14 protein-coding genes and 1 pseudogene are annotated in these 17,967 nt (G+C 37.0%); 9 read left to right on the top strand and 6 right to left on the bottom strand.

Annotated elements, in window-relative coordinates:
• Window positions 1-63: 63 nt before the first annotated feature.
• The 3 genes and pseudogenes from V7S79_RS12090 to V7S79_RS12080 form a co-directional block, all read right to left on the bottom strand.
• Complete coding sequence (locus V7S79_RS12090; protein WP_459490853.1) at window positions 64-2,067, bottom strand: glycoside hydrolase family 3 protein; 2,004 nt, start codon at window positions 2,065-2,067, stop codon at window positions 64-66.
• A gap of 126 nt (window positions 2,068-2,193) precedes the next feature.
• The gene (locus tag V7S79_RS12085) at window positions 2,194-2,511 is read right to left on the bottom strand and encodes a rhodanese-like domain-containing protein (RefSeq protein ID WP_459490854.1); all 318 of its coding nucleotides are present in this window, start codon (window positions 2,509-2,511) and stop codon (window positions 2,194-2,196) included.
• Window positions 2,497-3,699, bottom strand: a pseudogene (locus tag V7S79_RS12080) (MFS transporter); the annotation flags it as partial. The pseudogene V7S79_RS12080 and the gene V7S79_RS12085, both read right to left, overlap by 15 nt.
• Before the next feature lie 211 nt (window positions 3,700-3,910).
• Between V7S79_RS12080 and V7S79_RS12075 the strand changes: the two are divergent.
• Window positions 3,911-4,417 (top strand): hypothetical protein, encoded by a 507-nt coding sequence (locus V7S79_RS12075; protein ID WP_459490852.1) that lies wholly within the window; start codon window positions 3,911-3,913, stop codon window positions 4,415-4,417.
• 6 nt (window positions 4,418-4,423) lie between these two features.
• On the opposite strand, the gene V7S79_RS12070 is transcribed toward V7S79_RS12075, so the two are convergent.
• The gene (locus tag V7S79_RS12070) at window positions 4,424-4,993 is read right to left on the bottom strand and encodes a methyltransferase family protein (protein WP_459490851.1); all 570 of its coding nucleotides are present in this window, start codon (window positions 4,991-4,993) and stop codon (window positions 4,424-4,426) included.
• Between the two features lie 66 nt (window positions 4,994-5,059).
• On the opposite strand from V7S79_RS12070, the gene V7S79_RS12065 reads away from it, so the two are divergent.
• The gene (locus tag V7S79_RS12065; RefSeq protein WP_459490850.1) at window positions 5,060-5,971 is read left to right on the top strand and encodes a TolB family protein; all 912 of its coding nucleotides are present in this window, start codon (window positions 5,060-5,062) and stop codon (window positions 5,969-5,971) included.
• 143 nt (window positions 5,972-6,114) lie between these two features.
• Window positions 6,115-7,515 (top strand): Gfo/Idh/MocA family protein, encoded by a 1,401-nt coding sequence (locus tag V7S79_RS12060; RefSeq protein ID WP_459490849.1) that lies wholly within the window; start codon window positions 6,115-6,117, stop codon window positions 7,513-7,515.
• A gap of 145 nt (window positions 7,516-7,660) precedes the next feature.
• Here the strand turns inward: V7S79_RS12060 and V7S79_RS12055 are convergent, their stop codons facing one another.
• Window positions 7,661-8,299, bottom strand: coding sequence for a DUF1801 domain-containing protein (locus V7S79_RS12055; RefSeq protein WP_459490848.1), 639 nt, complete (start codon window positions 8,297-8,299; stop codon window positions 7,661-7,663).
• 105 nt (window positions 8,300-8,404) lie between these two features.
• Here V7S79_RS12055 and V7S79_RS12050 point away from each other — a divergent pair, with 105 nt between their 5' ends.
• Both V7S79_RS12050 and V7S79_RS12045 read left to right on the top strand, forming a co-directional pair.
• Window positions 8,405-9,661, top strand: coding sequence for a hypothetical protein (locus V7S79_RS12050; protein WP_459490847.1), 1,257 nt, complete (start codon window positions 8,405-8,407; stop codon window positions 9,659-9,661).
• A gap of 104 nt (window positions 9,662-9,765) precedes the next feature.
• Window positions 9,766-11,292 (top strand): sulfatase family protein, encoded by a 1,527-nt coding sequence (locus V7S79_RS12045; protein WP_459490846.1) that lies wholly within the window; start codon window positions 9,766-9,768, stop codon window positions 11,290-11,292.
• On the opposite strand, the gene V7S79_RS12040 is transcribed toward V7S79_RS12045, so the two are convergent.
• Window positions 11,293-12,084, bottom strand: a complete 792-nt coding sequence (locus V7S79_RS12040) for a hypothetical protein (RefSeq protein ID WP_459490845.1) — start codon at window positions 12,082-12,084, stop codon at window positions 11,293-11,295.
• A 215-nt stretch (window positions 12,085-12,299) separates the two neighbouring features.
• On the opposite strand from V7S79_RS12040, the gene V7S79_RS12035 reads away from it, so the two are divergent.
• Genes V7S79_RS12035 through V7S79_RS12020 form a run of 4 tightly spaced genes read left to right on the top strand, consistent with a single transcriptional unit; the run spans window position 12,300 to window position 17,909 of the window.
• Complete coding sequence (locus tag V7S79_RS12035) at window positions 12,300-13,367, top strand: glycosyltransferase family 4 protein (RefSeq protein ID WP_459490844.1); 1,068 nt, start codon at window positions 12,300-12,302, stop codon at window positions 13,365-13,367.
• 52 nt (window positions 13,368-13,419) lie between these two features.
• A complete protein-coding gene (locus V7S79_RS12030) occupies window positions 13,420-14,253 on the top strand; it encodes an HpcH/HpaI aldolase family protein (RefSeq protein ID WP_459490843.1) in 834 nt (277 codons plus the stop codon).
• A 12-nt stretch (window positions 14,254-14,265) separates the two neighbouring features.
• The gene (locus V7S79_RS12025; RefSeq protein ID WP_459490842.1) at window positions 14,266-16,584 is read left to right on the top strand and encodes a hypothetical protein; all 2,319 of its coding nucleotides are present in this window, start codon (window positions 14,266-14,268) and stop codon (window positions 16,582-16,584) included.
• A complete protein-coding gene (locus V7S79_RS12020; RefSeq protein WP_459490841.1) occupies window positions 16,581-17,909 on the top strand; it encodes a hypothetical protein in 1,329 nt (442 codons plus the stop codon). The genes V7S79_RS12025 and V7S79_RS12020 overlap by 4 nt, the downstream gene beginning before the upstream one ends.
• The last annotated feature ends 58 nt before the right edge of the window (window positions 17,910-17,967 follow it).

Below are 17,967 nucleotides of genomic sequence, written 5' to 3'. Positions count from 1 at the left end.
AATAGAGGTAATAGGTAAAAGTCTACACTTACCTATTACCTCTTACCTATTTTACCTTTTACCTCAATAAGAAATCCCATGTCCAAACATGAATAAGCCATAATTGCCTTTTTCGAGGTAGCCAGGTACATCGGATAAATTTTCATCCACTGCTTTCATATTGATAGGTGTAGTAAATGGCATTTTTCCACTTGGGTTAAATTTCCCTGTTACAATATCCAATAAAGCATCTTGAGTAGTTCCGAAAGTAGCAATAATCGTTTTTGTATTGGCTTGATCAATTTCTTCAATCACCCATGGATTCGTATAATTAATGGCAAGAATCGTAGGTTTAGATTGTATAATTTCATTGACATGCTTTACATCAATTCTATTGGCAGATAAATTCAAATCGATTTTTGTGCCTTGAGAACTAAATAATCCTCCACTGCTTGGAATTAACCAAAGCAAAACAACATCCGCTTCCTCTTTGCTTGAAACAAATTCAATGTTTTTATTGTCATAATCTGGTTTTGCCACTTTAATAACATCTGCATTTCTTCCTGTATTGAAATAAGTTTCAAAATACACTTTGGTCTTTTTATGTAGGGGTAATAATTTTTGATCATTTCTGAGTAAAACAATGGATTTTCTCAAAGCTAAATTGGCTAATTCGGTCGCTTCTTTGTTCCCTACTGTTTTCACTGCTTCTTCCACATCTACATAAGGATTTTCAAATAATCCCAATTCAAACTTCTCTTTCAATAATTTTTCAACCGATTGGTTGATGCGTTGTTCGCTAATCATTCCTTTTTTCACTACTTCAATCAATGTGCTTGGATCTGCAGCACCAGAGAATATATCAACTCCAGCATTTAATGCCTTTTGGTAACGCTCCAGAATGCTCAAATTTTCTACCCCCCAAGGCATCATTTCAATAGGTCCTGTATCTGAATTGATGATCCCATGGAAACCTAATTTATCTTGCAATAAATCTCCTATCATTGCCTTATTAAATGAAAATCCAACATTCTCGAATTCTTTCCCTTTAGGCGCAGAATAATAAGGCATAATAGCTGAAGTCCCCGCCGCAATAGCAGCTTGGAAGGGTTTTACATGATAATCGAACATTCCTCCTGGATAATGGGCAAATTTTCCCCAATCGAAATGAGAATCTTGACCACCTTCCTGCGGTCCACCACCTGGAAAATGTTTGGTTGTCATAGCAACCGAATTAGAACCTAATTTATTTCCTTGAAATCCTAAAATAATTTCTCGGATCATGTTAGATGCCAAATCTGCATCCTCTCCAAAAGTCCCCTCCACTCGTTGCCAACGGGGCTCTGTAGCCAAATCTGCCATATACATATAGCCTTTTCTCAAACCCACCGCCTTCCATTCCTTTGCTGCTGTTTCAGCAAATTTTCGTGTCAATGGGAAATCGCGCATCGCTGCTAATCCCAACTCTCCTGGCCATTTGGAAAAAGCAGTCAAGCCCACACTTAATCCCACCGATGCATCCGTGGTTACATGGTTGCGTGGATTAGAAGCCACAATCGCTGGAATGCCCAATCGAGTTCCTTCGCAAAGTTCTTGCAAATTGTTCGACCATTTTGCCATCGTTGCGGGGTCCGTATTGGCTCTTAAAATAAAATGTCTAAGATGAAATTGTTGTACTCCTTTGCTTGTCCCTGCCGCAGCCATATTGGGGGCACCTAAAGGTTTCCGAGTAAACATATTGGTATTTTGTACCAAATCTTCTTCGTTGAAACCATCGGTGATAGGCGTTTTCGGGCCTGCTTGTGTCCCTTGGGCAAATACATTGTCGCCAGCCATTCTTGTGGTGCTAATCAACATAAAACCCAATTTCTCTTCCAAAGTCATTTGAGAGACTAAATCTTTGGCCCTTTCAGAGACAGGTAATCGCCAATCCTCGTATTTATCTAAACGATTGTTTTTATTTAAATCTTTGAACTGAAGGTTCTTGATTTTCAAAGTTTGAACTTTTCTTGTGCCTAAATTGGGTTGACTTTGGGCAAATAATTGACCAGATAGACAAATGGCGGATAATAAAACAATGGCTTTCATGAGAATTCTGTTTTTCTATCAAAAGCCAATTAGTCAACTTTTCTAATCAAATTATCAATTAACTTAAATTTTTATCAAATTACTTATACCTTATATCCGTAAATTGCAGGGGGTAAGGGGAGCCATTTAAACAGCTCCGACTTCAAGCCATTTTTTCGTACCTCCACAAAGCCATTTAGCTCGTAAACCCATCTCTTTTAATATTTTGGCAGCTTCTGCAGATCGGCCACCACCTTTTCCACAAGCAGTTACATAGAAATAGCTTTTATCTAATTTCTTTTCCGCCTCTTTTAATTGCGACAATTGGATGTGTATGGCTTCTGGTATATGGGCTTCCTCGTACTCAGTTTTATCCCTAACATCAATGATTTTTAAATTTTCAGCCGATTGCAAAACTTCTTCTATCTCTATACATTCTCTCTCTGCTTTAATTTTCGACGGCATTCTAAATTGAATGATGAATGAAGAAACTAAGGTCAATCCCCCAATCAATAAGATGGCAGAATTAATCCCGAAAAAATCAGCGGTAATTCCAGAAATAATAGCACCCACGGCATAGCCTAAATCTCTCCAAAGACGAAAGGTTCCGATGCTTTCCGCTCTTTGATTTGGGCTAGTTGCTTGAGCAATGGTAGACAAAAATGTTGGGTAAACCAATGCCGTTCCGAGTCCTAAAATGGTCGACAATATGGCTAAAAGCAGGAAACTATGGCTCACAGGCAAGAATAAGATAGCAATCCCTTGCAAAAACATTCCCCAAAATAACATGGATTTTTTAGAGTAATGGTCTGACATTTTACCCGAGAATAGCTGACCTATTCCCCAAACGCTTGGATAAATGGCTGAAATAATACCCAATTCCGTATTAGTGAAGTGTAAACTCAGTAAAACAATGGGTAATAATCCCCAAACCATTCCATCATTTAAGTTGTTGACTAAACCTGCTTGAGTAACGGAACTGAGTGTTTTATTTTTGAAGGTCGTTTCAAAAAATACATTTTTAAGTTCGGCATTGGTATCGCTCAAACTTTCTTGTTGCACAAAGCTACGTGTATCTTTTACCCAAAATGCGGTTAACAAAAATCCCACGATGGAGATAAAAATTCCTAAATAAAAAGGGTAAGGTCTTATGCCATAGTGATTTGCAATAAATCCCGTTAAGAATGCAACAATCCCAAGGGCCAAATAGCCCGCGAATTCATTGAGACCCATCGCAAAACCTCGGTTTTTTTCTCCCACTAAATCGATTTTCATCACCACAGTGGAGCTCCAAGTTAAACCTTGACTTATCCCTAATAAGATATTGGCAAAAATGACCCAATTCCAAGATGGAGCGATTATTAATATGACCGGAATGGGTAAGGCTAAAACCCAACCCGTTAGTAACATGTTTCTTCGCCCAAAGCGATTCGCTAATTTTCCCGTATAATAATTGGCAAGTGCTTTACTAAAACCAAATGCCATAATGAATGAAAGAATGGCTGTTTTAGAGGAAATTCCAAATTCTTGCTCGGCAAATTGAGGAAAAATACTTCTTTCCATTCCTATCATTCCACCTACAAAGGCATTCACAATCACCAACAAAGTAAATTGTTTCCAATTTTCCTTTAGTCCGAGTTGACTATATTTCATATTATTGAGGATAAGTTTTGCGCAATTTATTATTTATCAGAAAATTAAAATGTGATTTTTGTCACATATTGAATTTTTTAACTAATTAATTCATAAAGATTTATATTCGATGAATATGCTTGAATAGACCTTCATCAATTCAATCTCTCCCAATGATTTTTAGTAGAGGAATTTCGTATTTTTGGTAAAAATTAAACACCCTTTCAAAAACATGAGTCAATTATCTTCCAAAATGCGTATCTACCACAGATATTTAGGTTTTTTTCTAGCTGGAATTATGGCCGTATATTCCATCAGTGGTATTATTTTGATTTTTCGTGAAACAAATTTTTTAAAAAGTGAAGTTCGAAAAGAGCTTTCTTTGAAACCCGGATTAAATGGGGAGGATTTGGGCAAGGAATTGAGAATCAGAGGTTTTAAGCCAGATACGATCATTGGAGATGTGGTTTCTTTCAAACAAGGCACATACAATTTGAAAACCGGTGCAGCCGATTATACCGTAACTGAACAACCTGCCATTGTGAATAAGATGACCAAGTTGCACAAAGCAACCACCAATGATCCTTTATTTTATTTGAATATTTTCTTCGGTTGTTCCTTATTTTTCTTTGTTATTTCATCATTTTGGATGTTTTTACCCAAAACCAGCATCTTTAAAAAGGCGATGTTATTTACTTTAGCAGGAGCCATTTTAACCATCGTTTTGCTGTTGTTGTAAAATATTTCAGTATAAAAAGGGAAGAAGAGCTTTCACCCGCTTTTGATAATTGATGTATTCTGGTCCAAAAAGAAGAATTAATTTTTGTTCTTCCAAACGGTATCCAACAAGAATATACACATAAGAAATGACCAAAACGAGCAACATTTTTTGGGTAGGTAGGATTAGAAATAGCCCTAAAATCAAAATAATGGTAGCAAAATACAATGGGTGACGAACGTATTGATACATGCCTGTTTGAACCAATTGGGCTTTTGATTCTGCTTTAAATCCCAAAAATTCTGAAGTATCAAATGTTTTAAAAGCGAGGTATAAAAACAAACAACCGATTAACATTAATACAATTCCAATTAACTGAATATTCGTGCTAGAAAATAGAAATGCATCTGGACTAACAATACTTTGGATGAGTAAAGGAATCAAGCCAGCCAAGGCAATGAGGTTATATAAAAGTCTATAATACCTAAAATAGGCGGGTATTTTGGTTTGAATGATGGCTTTTATTTTGTTTGAGGCCAAAAAGCTATGGATGAAAAAATAGATAACCCAAGCGATTCCCAATAAAGTGATTTCCATTGTTTTCAAAGGTTGATGAGTAAAGCTAGAAGTTTTTTTTCTAACTTGATGGCTTGACTATGAAACATGAAAAAATTAATCGTTCTCCTATTAGGATTCAGTGGATCCGCATTTGCGCAAATTCCAGAAGGGAAAAAGGTTGTTAGCTCCTTGTACATTTATGATTTAGCTTCGGGTAAATCAGAAATGATTTTAAAAGAAAATCGACATTTTGAAGCACCCAATTGGTCACGAGATGGAAAATTTCTCTTAATTAATGCCTTAGGAAAATTGGAGAAAATTAGCCCCAAAGGCGAAAATTACGGCGTCTTAAACACAGGAACTGTCCAAAAAGCCAACAATGATCACGGTTACACCTTTGATGGAAAAACCTTGTTTATTTCCAGTGGAAAAGCAGATGTGAAAGAGCACACTTCTTTCATTTATAAGGTGTCTTCTGAAGGAGGCGAACCCATTCAATTGACCCCATTAAGTCCCTCCTATTGGCATGGCGTTTCTCCAGATGGGAAAGTAATGGTTTATTGTGCGGCTAGAAATGGCAATTACGATGTGTATCAAATGGATAGCAATGGAGGGGAAGAAATTCGTTTAACCACGACAGAAGGATTGGATGACGGCCCAGAATTTTCTCCCGATGGAAAATATATTTACATCAATTCCTATCGGACAGGAATGATGCAAATTTGGCGCATGAAGCCCGATGGATCTGAGCCTGAACAAATGACTTTTGATCAAATGTCGAATTGGTTTGCTCATATTGCTCCCAATAATAAAGTCGCCACCATCATTTCTTACGTAAAAGACCAAAAGCAAAGTCACCCCTTTGGCCACCAAGTTAAATTGCGCTTATTGGATTTAAAAACAAAGAAAATCAAAGACTTAACCGACGAGTTTTATGGAGGACAAGGCACCATCAACGTCCCTTCTTGGAGCCCAGATGGGAAAAAGTTTGCTTATGTGAGGTATGAGCTGAATTAGGGAAAAGAGGAGAGAGGAAAGAGAAGAGAGAAAACTAATAACTGATAATTAATAACTAATAACTAAATTCCCCAGTTTTCTCCCTTCCCTCTTCTCTTTTCTATCTTCTTTTCCTAAATTGTACATCTAAACAAATTATAACAATGAAAAACGATAGCCAAGCATCTAGAAGAAGGTTCTTACAACAAATAGGTGCAACGAGCATGATTGCCGCAGCTGCGCCATTACAATCTTTTGCTGCACAGCAAAAAGCTGAAGAAAGGATTCTACTATATGAAAAAAGAATTTCATCAGGAGAGAAAATTCGCTTAGGGGTGATTGGATTTGGAGTACAAGGCCATTTTGATTTAACCTCTGCATTGAAAGTCCCAGGAGTAGAATTAGCTGGAATTTGCGATTTATATACAGGTCGTATTGAGAATGCCAAAGAATTATATGGCAAAGATTTATACACGACCAGAAATTACAAAGAATTATTAGATAGACCCGATATTGATGCGGTGATTATCGCTACGCATGATGTTTGGCATGCAAGAATTACCATAGATGCTTTAGCAAAAGGCAAGCATGTTTATTGTGAAAAGCCGATGGTTTACAAAATTGACGAAGGTCATCGCGTGATTCAAGCACAAAAGAAATACAACAAAATTCTACAAGTAGGTTCTCAGCGAGTAAGCAGCATCGGTTTGGCCAAAGCAAAGGAATTATTAGCAGCTGGTGAGATTGGGAAATTGAACATGGTGAATGCGGTCTATGATCGTCAAAGTTCGATTGGTGCTTGGGAGTACACGATTCCAAAAGATGCAGATGCTATGACCACCGATTGGGGTCGTTTCATAGAAGCAACAGGGAAAATGGAATTTGATGCTAAGAAATTCTTTTGGTGGAGAGCATTCAAAGAAGTAGGAACAGGTGTTGCAGGCGATTTGTTCATTCACTTATTGAGTGGTACACATTTTGTGACAAATTCATTAGGACCAGAAACCATCTTTAGTACAGGACAATTCAGTTATTGGAAAGACGGCCGTAATTTACCAGATGTGATGTCGGGAATCATGCAATATGGAGATACTCCAGAGCACCCAGCCTTCCAACTGACTTTACAAGTAAACTTTATCAGTGGTACAGGAGGACAAGAAGTGACTCGTTTCATTGGTTCAGAAGGAGTAATGGATGTCAAAGGAAATACGATTTCAATCAAGCATAGTTTAATGCCAGAGGCGCCAGGATTTGGAGGATATGATTCGGTATTTACTTTCTCAAAAAGCATGCAAGATGAAATGACGAAAGAGTACAATGAGAAATGGACGGAGTCGCAAAGAAAGCGCAGAGTAAAAGAAGATATCCTTTTCAAAGCACCAGACGGCTACAGCGAGCACGTAGATCACTTTGCCAATTTCTTTGATGCCATCAGAACTGGCAAGACGGTTGTAGAAGATGCTGCATTTGGTTTCAGAGCAGCAGCACCCGCCTTAGCTTGTAATGAAAGTTATTTCCAAAAGAAAATCATACACTGGGATCCGGTGAATATGAAATTGAAATAGGGAAGAGAGAGGAGAGAAATGTGGAGAGAGAAAAAAGGTTTTCTCTTTTCTCTCTCCTCTCTTCTTGATAAACATCATTTGTAGACGCACGGCCGTGAGTCTCTACCTCATTATCTCTTACCTCTTACCTCTTACCTCTTACCTCTTACATCATACTTCTATGCGACCCATCACATGCGGGCATTTTTTTGGATAAACCACAGGTGCAATCGGTCATGCCTTTACCGCTTAGAATTCTAGGGATGTATTTTTCAATGCGATTTTCTCTTGTTTGCGACTGCTTACTGTCCGCAAAATACATACAATAGGCTTTTTGCCTGCCGGGAGTCAATTTTTCAAAGGCCGTTTTTAATTCATTGTCGTTGTTCAAATGTGTTTGAAACTCAGTAGGAATGCTAAATTCGGAGGGGTTTTTTAAAATAACCTTTGCCCCAGCTTTTTCTAATTCAATGGCTTCTAAAACATATTCTTTGATAAAATCCTCTTTTTGTACTAACTCTTCCATGCTTTTGAAGCGCATTTGTCGGCCTGCTTGTGTATTTTCACCCGGTTTAACCAATAATTGATGTGGGTCTTTCATCAACGCCCCTTTGAAAAATAATAGGCCAAAATATTCCTTGAATCCATGTATGATTATGACATTGTTTTTTCCAAACATATAACATGGTGAGCCCCATTTTACCTCTTCTTCCAAAGGGAAATTCATTAAAATGCTTCTTAAAACACTTAATTCTTCTCGCCAATTTTTGGCTTGTACTAAAAATTGATCAACTTTTGGGTTCATTTGTCAAATAGAAGGATGAATGGTAAACGGTGTTTGTATTTTACTTGTAAATTGGGATTTTATTTTCAATTTCAATTAAGGTTTCTCCAATTTTAATCAAGCAGCATGAACCAGAATCTAGAACAGGAAATCGTCAATAAGCAAGAAAATCCTGCCGAATTGGAACAATTATACCAATCCAATAAGGAGGCATTTAAATCTGCATTTTTATCCGTTTACGCCTCTCTTAAAGATCAAAGCATCGCTGAAGTGTGGCACCAACGCTTGACTTATCAATCTAGTCAATCTCAATTTGGAGAAAAAAAGGATTGGTTAATGCTGGGAGTTTTTGCCATCTTTGCTGCCTTTTTAATGCAATTGCCAAGAATTTTTACTTGGGATCACGAGTTCTATTATACCCGAAATATTGGATTCTTTGCCTTTCCTTTGATCGCAAGTTATTTTGCGAGTAAATACAATTTTAACACCAAGCCCTATAAAATTAGTTTGGTAATTATAGCTATTTCAGCCATTTATATCAATTTATTGCCTAATGTTCCCACTAGCAATACTTTGATTTTAGCATCTATTCATTTGCCTATTTTCATCTGGACCTTGGTTGGATTTAATTTTGTTGGGGATGACTGGAAATCAAGTGCAAAGCGAATGGATTTTCTACGTTATAATGGGAATCTACTTATTATGACTGCTCTTTTGATGTTGGCGGGTGGGATATTTACTGCACTAACTTTGGGACTATTTAAAGTAATTGACCTTCCGATTGAGAAATGGTATTTTGACTATTTTGTGTTATCTGCCATTCCTTCCGTTCCTATTTTAGCCACTTTCTTGATTCAAAATAATCCCCAACTCGTAAGCAAGATTTCACCTATCATCGCCAAAATATTTACTCCTTTGGTATTTATCACCTTGTTGGGATTTCTAATTGCATTGATTTTCTCAGGAAAAGATCCTTATAATGACCGCGATTTTTTAATGGTCTTTAATGTCATTTTACTAGGAGTAATGGCCCTAATTTTGTTTTCTATCAGCGAAGCAAGTAAGGAGAAAATTAGCCCTTTTCAACTTTATACCTTAACAGGCCTGGCTATTTTGGCTATCATCAATAATGCCATTGCTTTATCTGCCATCGGATTTAGATTATTCGAGTTTGGTTTTACTCCCAATCGTATCGCTGTTCTAGGAAGTAATATTTTGATCATGATAAATTTAGTGTTGGTTGGAAAATCCTTGATTCAAATCTGCCAATCTAAAAAAGAGGTGTCCGATTTAGAAAAAAGCTTAACAAGTTTATTTGAATTTTATGTCCTTTGGACCATCTTTGTGATCTTTGTGTTACCTTTTGTTTTTCAGTTTCGATAGAAGAAGAGAGATGAGAGGTAATAGGTAAGAGGTAGAATTTTCTCTCTTCTCTTTTCTTTACTTTTACCTCTTACCTCTTACCTCTTACCTCTTACCTCAAATTCATGAAATCCATTTTTATCTCTATTTTCTTGATCCATCTGCTTGTTTCTCCCATTTGGGCGCAGCATAAACGACCGAATGTGATTTTCATCATCACGGATGACCATACATCACAAGCGATCAGTGCTTATGGAAGTAAATTAGCAAAAACACCTAATATCGATCGTATTGCTAAAGGAGGCGCTATTTTGTATAACAATGTGGTGGTTAATTCCATTTGTGGACCTAGTCGTGCGACGCTTTTGACAGGGAAATACAGCCATTCCAATGGTTACAAACTTAACGAAAAAGTGTTTGATATCAATCAAGCGGTATTCCCCGAAGAATTGCAAAAAAATGGTTATCAAACTGCTTGGGTCGGGAAAATGCACCTGGGCTCTTTGCCACATGGATTTGATTATTTGAATATTTTACCCGGCCACGGATGGTACTATAATTCGGATTTTGTCAATAGTCAAAATCAAAAAATACGGCACGAGGGTTATGTGACCGATGTGATTACTCAATTATCCAAGGAATGGTTGGAAAATCGGGATAAAGAAAAACCTTTTTTTATGGTGGTTGGGCATAAGGCTACCCATCGTTCATGGATTCCAGCTATTCAAGATTTGGGGGCTTATGACCAGGTTAAATTCCCATTACCTGCTACTTTTTACGATCATTATGAAGGCAGGATTGCGGCTAAAGATCAGGATATGTCGATCGAAAAAACGATGACTTTGGAAGACGACTTAAAAATTCATTTGGATTTTACCAAAGGCAAAGGTTTGTCCAATTATCGTTTAAATCCTTCACAAGCGGCTAAAATTCAGCCTTATTACGACAAAATTTCCGCTGAATTTGATTCCTTGAAATTGTCAGGCAAGGCCTTAACGGAATGGAAATATCAACGATATTTAAAGGAATATTTATCCACTGCCAATTCATTAGATCGGAATGTGGGCGAGTTGTTGGATTATTTGGATCAAAAAGGATTATCTCAAAATACGGTAGTTATTTATGCGTCTGATCAAGGATTTTACTTGGGAGAACATGGTTGGTTTGATAAGCGTTTTATTTATGAAGAGTCGCTAAAAACGCCATTTCTGATTCGCTATCCAGGTGTGATAAAGCCAGGAACAAAGGTGCAGGAAGTGGTTTCTAATGTAGATTGGACGCCTACCTTGTTGAATATTATGCAAACGGATGCCCCTAAAGCTTTGGAGGGAAGATCGTTTTTACCCGTTTTAAAAGGCCAAAAAACAAATTGGAAAAACGAATCCTATTATCATTATTATGAATATCCGCAGCCGCATCATGTTTCTCCACATTTTGGATTAAGAACAGCCCAATATTCGATTGCTCGGTTCTATGGCCCAAACAATTTTTGGGAACTTTATGACATAAAAAAGGATCCCCAAAATTTACACAATTTATATGGGGACCCTCATTATCAATCAGTAATTGTTCAACTCAAAAAGCAATTGAAAGACCAAATCATCCAATTAAAAGATGCGGAGGCTTTAGAGATTTTGAGTCAAAATGACTAATTATTTTACTCTCTGATAGGTTTTAAATCCTACAGATTTTGATTTTGCATCGACTGTTTCTTGGGTGTATTCATCTTTTCCATTGAATTTGATTTTGATGTCATACTTACCAGCGATGCCAGGTAAATTCGTATGTTCTAATTGTTCAGTCAATGCCTCATTGTTCAAAGTGAAAGTTCCATGCCCAACCGCATTTTTGAACACTTTTTTGGTCGTATCGGCCATGTAGCGAGTAGCCCACATAAAATGACCACTGTGGTAAATTTTGTACTCATTATACGTGGCATCTGTCGTGTCTTTGCCGCTCACCATAATGGTTTTGGTTTGTTTCCAAACACCATCTAATTCGGAGCTACCAGCCGCTTGAATCTTAACATAATCTTCGACTAGTTTGTAATCTACTCCACCAACCTTTAACGATGGAATTACTTGCTGATAACCCTTTTCAGTAGAAGAAACCTCTAAATGAGCAGTTGAAACCGTATCCAAAGTACCTGCATTATAGATATTCGTTTCTTCAATATTTTTACCTTTAACGCTATATTTTCCTAGTCCGAAACTTGCAGTAGAATCTTTTCTGATCGCAATGTAAAAGTAATTGTCGGGAGTATATATTTTGTATTGTTGATTTCCCTCAGAACTTAAGTAAGTAGTTTCTGTTTTTCCATCATTAGTTACCATTTTTTCTAGGGAATAAACCCCTTCTTGAGAAACCGATTCTGTTTTAGAATCACACGCAATTAACCAAGCTCCCATAGCTAAAGTTAAGGCAAAGAGTGCAGTTTTTTTCATAATTGTTTTTTAGTTTAAGTGGTCGCAAACTAATTTTTTATTTACCATTCTTACTCCAAAATCAAATTTATTTTGTCTAAAATCTTATACATTTTGTCCAATTTTCTAATTGTCATTTATTTTTTATCTGTCATTTTTCATTGTTGAATGCTGGTCTTTTTAATGTATCTCAAATTGTGTATTTTTGACGATTATTTTCCTTTTAGCGTCGATCCATGACCAACAAAATTTTATTTTTCGTCAACAATTTGAATCGGACAGGTTCTGAAACGCTTATTTTGAATTTGATCAATGATTTGAATCAACAAAATAATCTAGAAATCGGGATTGTATTGCTCAAAAAAGGTGGCGAATTGGTTCCTGAAATTGCGCCCAATATTCCCGTTTTTTATCTTGATTTAGAGTTTACTTTATTAGACAAATTATTGTTTCATGCAGGGATTGATGTAATTGGAAATAAAATTCAAAAAATTCAAGATCAGTTTACAGCAAACATGTGGTATTTTAATACCATTGATCATGTAAGTTTATTGAAATACAAAAACCGATTTAATTGCCAAGCTTTTGTGCATGTACATGAGTTGATTTACAATTTTGAGGCCGTCAAATCCGATGAATTATTTTCCATAGTCAATTTTGCAGATCATCTCATAGCCTGCTCTGAATTGGTTAAAGAATTATTCACTCCGTTTTTTTTACAACCCATTACAGTGGTTAACTCAACCATTCAACTTGACAAATTCCTTTCTTTTAAACAAAAGAAAACAAAACATTCATCCAATTCAGTGAAGGTAATTTCATCTGGAACTATTTGTCACCGTAAAGGTGCCGATTTGTTTTACGAAGTTGCAAGAATATTACAAGATAAGGGTTATGAGTTTATTTGGTTGGGAAAACCAAATCAGAGTGCATTCGGTGAAATTGTTCGATTGAAAAATGAACAAACTCAATCAGTTCAATTTTTATCAACTAATTCTCAAAAAGAATATTTAGAAATTTTCAGTAAAGCTGATGTCTTTTTTTCAACATCTAGAGAAGAATCCATGGGCTTAGTGATGATGGAAGCCATTGCTTTGGAAATACCCATTTTGGCATTAAATTCTGGAGGGTCAACTTTGATCGTGGATGAAAACAACGGGAAAATATGCCATGATGTTCGTCCTCAAGTGTTAGCAGATGAACTAATGAATGTAATCAATAATAGGGCGAACTTCACTTTCGAAGGTGGAGTAAAATTCGACTATCACACAGAATTGCAAAAATTGGCCTCCATCTTACATTGAGGTTTAATTTTTTCTCTATATTTGGCAACCTATTTAATTAATACTCAAGCACATGGTCGGTCAAGACTTTAGAGACGCTTTGCGTTCCGGTAAAAACGTTTTTGGTACCTTACTCACTTCTACTTCCCCTAAAATGTTCGATTCAGTTCTTAGTTTAGGACTCGATTTTGTCTTTTTTTGCGCAGAACATGTTAGTTATAATCCCGAAACATTAAGCTGGATGTGTCGGGCATTCAAAGCCGCTGGTATCAACCCAATTGTTCGAATTTTAGAGCCTAGTCCATTTCTGGCTACTCAAGCCCTTGATGCAGGAGCAGCAGCCATTTTAGTGCCTTATGTGGAAGAACAAGAAGATGTGTTGAACCTGATTGGTGCAGTAAAATATCGACCTTTGAAAGGCAAAAAGTTGCAACGAATTTTGCATGGTGACGAAATTCCATCTGAAGAATTGAAAGCCTATATCCAATCACACAATAGAAATAATTGTCTCCTAATTAATATCGAAAGTCCCACAGGAGTAGCTCGCATGACGGATTTTTTACGAATTCAATCCTTGGATGGGCCAGGTGTTGATGGAATCGTTCTCGGGCCACATGATTTGTCTACTTCATTTGAAATGCCTGAGCAATATACGAATCCCGCATTTTTAAATCTAAGCACCCAAATTATTCAAAAAGCCCGACAATTGGGCGTTTCGGCAGGGGGACATACAGGTTATAGAGGTAGTATCGACTTGCAAAATCATTGGGTTCAAAATGGTGCTAATATCATTTTGCATTGTTCCGATATGTTTTTGGCGGCAGATCAATTACAAAGAGATTTTAATCAAATAAAAAATACGCTTGGAATTTCTCAGGATCATCTTAAAAATTCCGAAAGTATTTAAACCTAAAATAACATGAAAAAAATGTACCTAGGGCAGATTTTATTTGCCTGTTTATGCTTGTGTTCTTTTTTGTCAAATGCCCAGCTCATCGATTTTTCAAGAGCAGGATTAATTGTTTCTAACAGCATTCCCTCGCCGCAAAAAGCAACCTATCAAAGGGTCTTGCAAGAGGAGTGGAAACAAAGAACACAAAGTGATTTACTTTTGGCAAATAAACAGCCATCGCTAATCATTTTAACCCTTTCAGATGCGAATGATTTGGGTCAAATGAAGGTTCCAAAATTACAATCCTCAAAGGAAGAAGGATTTAAAATGATCCATGAAAATCTCAATGGAAAAGACATTTTGTGGTTAATTGGGACAGATGTTCGAGGGGTTTTATTTGCCATCGGCGAGTTTTTAAGGACGGCCAATTTGTCTAAAGGGAAAGTTATTTTTGACAAAAATACTTCCACGGAATCTGCTCCTTTGTATGCATTGAGGGGACACCAGTTGGGTTACAGAAATACAGCCAATTCTTGGGATAGTTGGAATTTTGCCCAATATGAAAAATACATTCGCGAATTAGCTTTGTTTGGAACCAATGCCATTGAAAATATACCTTTTCAGGAAGGCGCGCCAGGTCCGCACATGAAAATTCCAAGAGAAGAAATGAACTTGAAAATGAGTGAAATTTGTCGAGATTATGGATTAGAATATTGGGTTTGGACGCCAGGAGATGTTGATTTATCTAACCCTGAAAATTTTCAAGCAGAAGTAAAACAACATGCTGAATTTTATAAAAAATGCCCCAAACTGGATGGTGTGTTTTTCCCAGGAGGAGATCCTGGAAACAATCATCCCAAGGATGTGATGCCATTTTTAAAGGCCATTGCAGCGGAATTAAAAAAGTCACACCCGAAGGCTGGAATGTGGATTTCCTTGCAAGGTTTTAGTGATGCACAAGTCAATTATTTTTATGATTATTTGGATAAAAACAAACCAGAATGGTTGACCGGCGTTGTTTCTGGACCAAGTAGTCCCGACATGGCCAATACCCGTTTTCGATTACCTAAACAATATAAACACCGCCATTATCCAGACCTAACCCATACCGTGCGTTGCCAATACCCAACAGAAAATTGGGATCAGGCTTTTGCTTTAACAGAAGGTAGAGAGGTGTCAAATCCTCAGCCTTTTTATTATGCCAAAGTGCACAATCGATATGCTGCTTTAACGGATGGATTTCTGGCTTATTCGGATGGGGTACATGATGATGTAAATAAGGTCATTTGGAGTCAAATGGCATGGAATCCCTCCAAAGATGTTCAAAAAGTAATGGAGGAGTATGCCCGTTTTTTTTACGGAAATACCTTGGCAGAAACGGTGGCAAATGGCATTTTCGCGCTAGAACGAAATTGGGTAGGACCTGTAGAAGAGAATGGGGCCATTGAAACGACCTTTCAGTTTTGGCAAAATTTAGAAACAAAAAATCCCCAATTAAAAAGTAATTGGCGTTGGCAACAAATGGTTATGCGCGCTTATTATGATACCTATGTCAAAAGAAGGAAATTATATGAGCAGAATTTAGAAAAAGAAGCCAATCAAATTTTACTTCGTGCGAAGGAAATGGGAGCTGAAAATGCCATGGATTTAGCCCTAGAAAAGGTGAATCAAGCTGATTTACAAAAAAATTCCCCTGAACTAAGAGAAAAAATAGTTAATTATTGTAAGGCATTGTTTCAATCCATTGGGATGCAAACCAGTGTGCCCAAATACCAAGCAAGTGGGTATGAAAGAGGAGCCATTTTGGATTTTATCGACTATCCATTGAATAACCGTTGGTGGTTGGCAGATGAATTTGAGAAAATAAAAAAGATGTCATCCGAAGAGCAAAAATTAGCTCGAATTTATACTTTGGCAACATGGGAAAATCCAGGCCCAGGAAGTTATTACGATAATATTTCCGATTTATCCAAAGGCCCAAGGGTGAAAACTCGCACAGAGGATGCGACGGATGTTCTTTGGGAAAATAATGGAATGAGCCGAAAGCGATTATCAACGCAATTGTTTCAAAATTTTCCGCAATTGGAATATGCAGATTTAGATCCAAACGGGCATTATTTCATCCGAATTTCAGGTTATGGAGAGGCATTGTTGCGCGTTGACGGGGAGCGATTGGAGCCGACTTTATACCAAAAAGGTTTTGAGGAATTCAAAGAATTCCCTTTGAGTCCCAAATATGTCAGTGATGGAAAAATTGCCGTTTCTTTTGATCAACCTGAAGAATCTCATTTAAATTGGAGACAGCATTCAAAAGTGTTTGACATTTGGTTAATCAAAGAAAAATGAAAATACATTTTCTCTTTTTGATTTTCATTGTTGCGGATTTGTCTGCTCAGTCTTCGAAATTGATCAGTCGAGACGATTTGATTTTTTTAAATAAAATGGCAAAGGATGTTACGGAGGCCGCACGTATTCGTCCCGGACAGGTTATTTCTTCTGATTTTGGACCCAATCAAACGGGCGGTACACTCATTCGACCAGGAGGCAGAAACAGTTATCCTGCTTTTTGGATTCGCGATTATGCGATGTCATTGGATGGTGGATTCGTGAGTCTAGAAGAGCAATACCATTTATTGTTATTGACTGCCAAAACACAAAGCGATCATTTTCATACAACGAAATGGGGCTCATTTATACCAAAGGGTGCCATTGCTGATCATATCCGTATCGATGATTCCCAGCCCATCTATTTTCCAGGTACCTACGATTACAAGGAACAAGGGGAACCTAAATGGGGCATGCAACCCCCATTTTGTGATGCTTATTATTTCATTCACATGGTATGGTATTATGCGATACATGAAAAACAGTTGTCAATTTTAAGTCAAAAAATTAAATCTGTATCCATATTAGAGCGTTTAGAATGGGCATTTCATTCGGTTCCAAAGCATGAAACGAGTGAGTTAGTGAGCGTAAAAGAGGAAAATAGAGGGGTCGATTTTGGATTTCGGGATGTTATTTTTATGACGGGCGATTTATGCTTTTCTTCCATTTTAAAATACCAAGCAGCCAATGAGATGGCAGAAATCTATCAAAATTTAGGTCAAAATCAACAATCAAAGTTGTATAAAATTTGTGCAGCAAAACTTAAAATACAAATTCCAGAAACCTTTTTGACCCCATCGGGATTATTAAAAGCAAGTACAGGAATAAGCTGTCAAAGAGATGTATGGAGTACTTCATTTGCATCTTATTTGGGCTTATTAACAGATGAACAAGCTAAAAAAGCATCTGAGACGCTCAATACCGCTTATTTAAATCGACAATTAAGTTGGAATGGGAATATTCGTCATATATTAAAAAGTGACGATTTTGATTCAAAAACGGCTTGGGAACGTAGTTTAGCTAAGAAAGATACCTATCAAAATGGCGCTTTTTGGGGAACACCTTTGGGTTGGGTTGCACAATTGGTGTCTAAAACTCAACTCAAAAACGCTAAAAAATTAGTCAAAGAATTTATAGTAGAACTGCGCAATGGCGATTTTAGAAAGGGTTCAACATTTGGATCCCCATGGGAATGTATTAGTCAAAATTCACAACAAAATTCAGTGTATATGACCAGTGTACTTTGTCCTTTGATTGTGTTTAATTCGAAAGTAGCATCGAATTAGATTTTATAAAAGATTTTGATTGATAGAGAATAATCCCAAAATGAAGCTAATTTTGGGG

Source organism: Aquirufa sp. ROCK-SH2 (assembly GCF_054558315.1).
This window is presented reverse-complemented; position numbering and strand designations above follow the sequence as displayed.

Bases quoted from the DNA above. Each gene is read 5' to 3' on its own strand.
- V7S79_RS12045 (WP_459490846.1), top strand. From the start codon at position 9,766: ATGAAATCCATTTTTATCTCTATTTTCTTGATCCATCTGCTTGTTTCT.
- V7S79_RS12020 (WP_459490841.1), top strand. From the start codon at position 16,581: ATGAAAATACATTTTCTCTTTTTGATTTTCATTGTTGCGGATTTGTCT.
- V7S79_RS12090 (WP_459490853.1), bottom strand. From the start codon at position 2,067: ATGAAAGCCATTGTTTTATTATCCGCCATTTGTCTATCTGGTCAATTA.
- V7S79_RS12030 (WP_459490843.1), top strand. From the start codon at position 13,420: ATGGTCGGTCAAGACTTTAGAGACGCTTTGCGTTCCGGTAAAAACGTT.
- V7S79_RS12085 (WP_459490854.1), bottom strand. From the start codon at position 2,511: ATGCCGTCGAAAATTAAAGCAGAGAGAGAATGTATAGAGATAGAAGAA.
- V7S79_RS12060 (WP_459490849.1), top strand. From the start codon at position 6,115: ATGAAAAACGATAGCCAAGCATCTAGAAGAAGGTTCTTACAACAAATA.
- V7S79_RS12040 (WP_459490845.1), bottom strand. From the start codon at position 12,084: ATGAAAAAAACTGCACTCTTTGCCTTAACTTTAGCTATGGGAGCTTGG.
- V7S79_RS12070 (WP_459490851.1), bottom strand. From the start codon at position 4,993: ATGGAAATCACTTTATTGGGAATCGCTTGGGTTATCTATTTTTTCATC.
- V7S79_RS12035 (WP_459490844.1), top strand. From the start codon at position 12,300: ATGACCAACAAAATTTTATTTTTCGTCAACAATTTGAATCGGACAGGT.
- V7S79_RS12075 (WP_459490852.1), top strand. From the start codon at position 3,911: ATGAGTCAATTATCTTCCAAAATGCGTATCTACCACAGATATTTAGGT.
- V7S79_RS12050 (WP_459490847.1), top strand. From the start codon at position 8,405: ATGAACCAGAATCTAGAACAGGAAATCGTCAATAAGCAAGAAAATCCT.
- V7S79_RS12025 (WP_459490842.1), top strand. From the start codon at position 14,266: ATGAAAAAAATGTACCTAGGGCAGATTTTATTTGCCTGTTTATGCTTG.
- V7S79_RS12055 (WP_459490848.1), bottom strand. From the start codon at position 8,299: ATGAACCCAAAAGTTGATCAATTTTTAGTACAAGCCAAAAATTGGCGA.
- V7S79_RS12065 (WP_459490850.1), top strand. From the start codon at position 5,060: ATGAAAAAATTAATCGTTCTCCTATTAGGATTCAGTGGATCCGCATTT.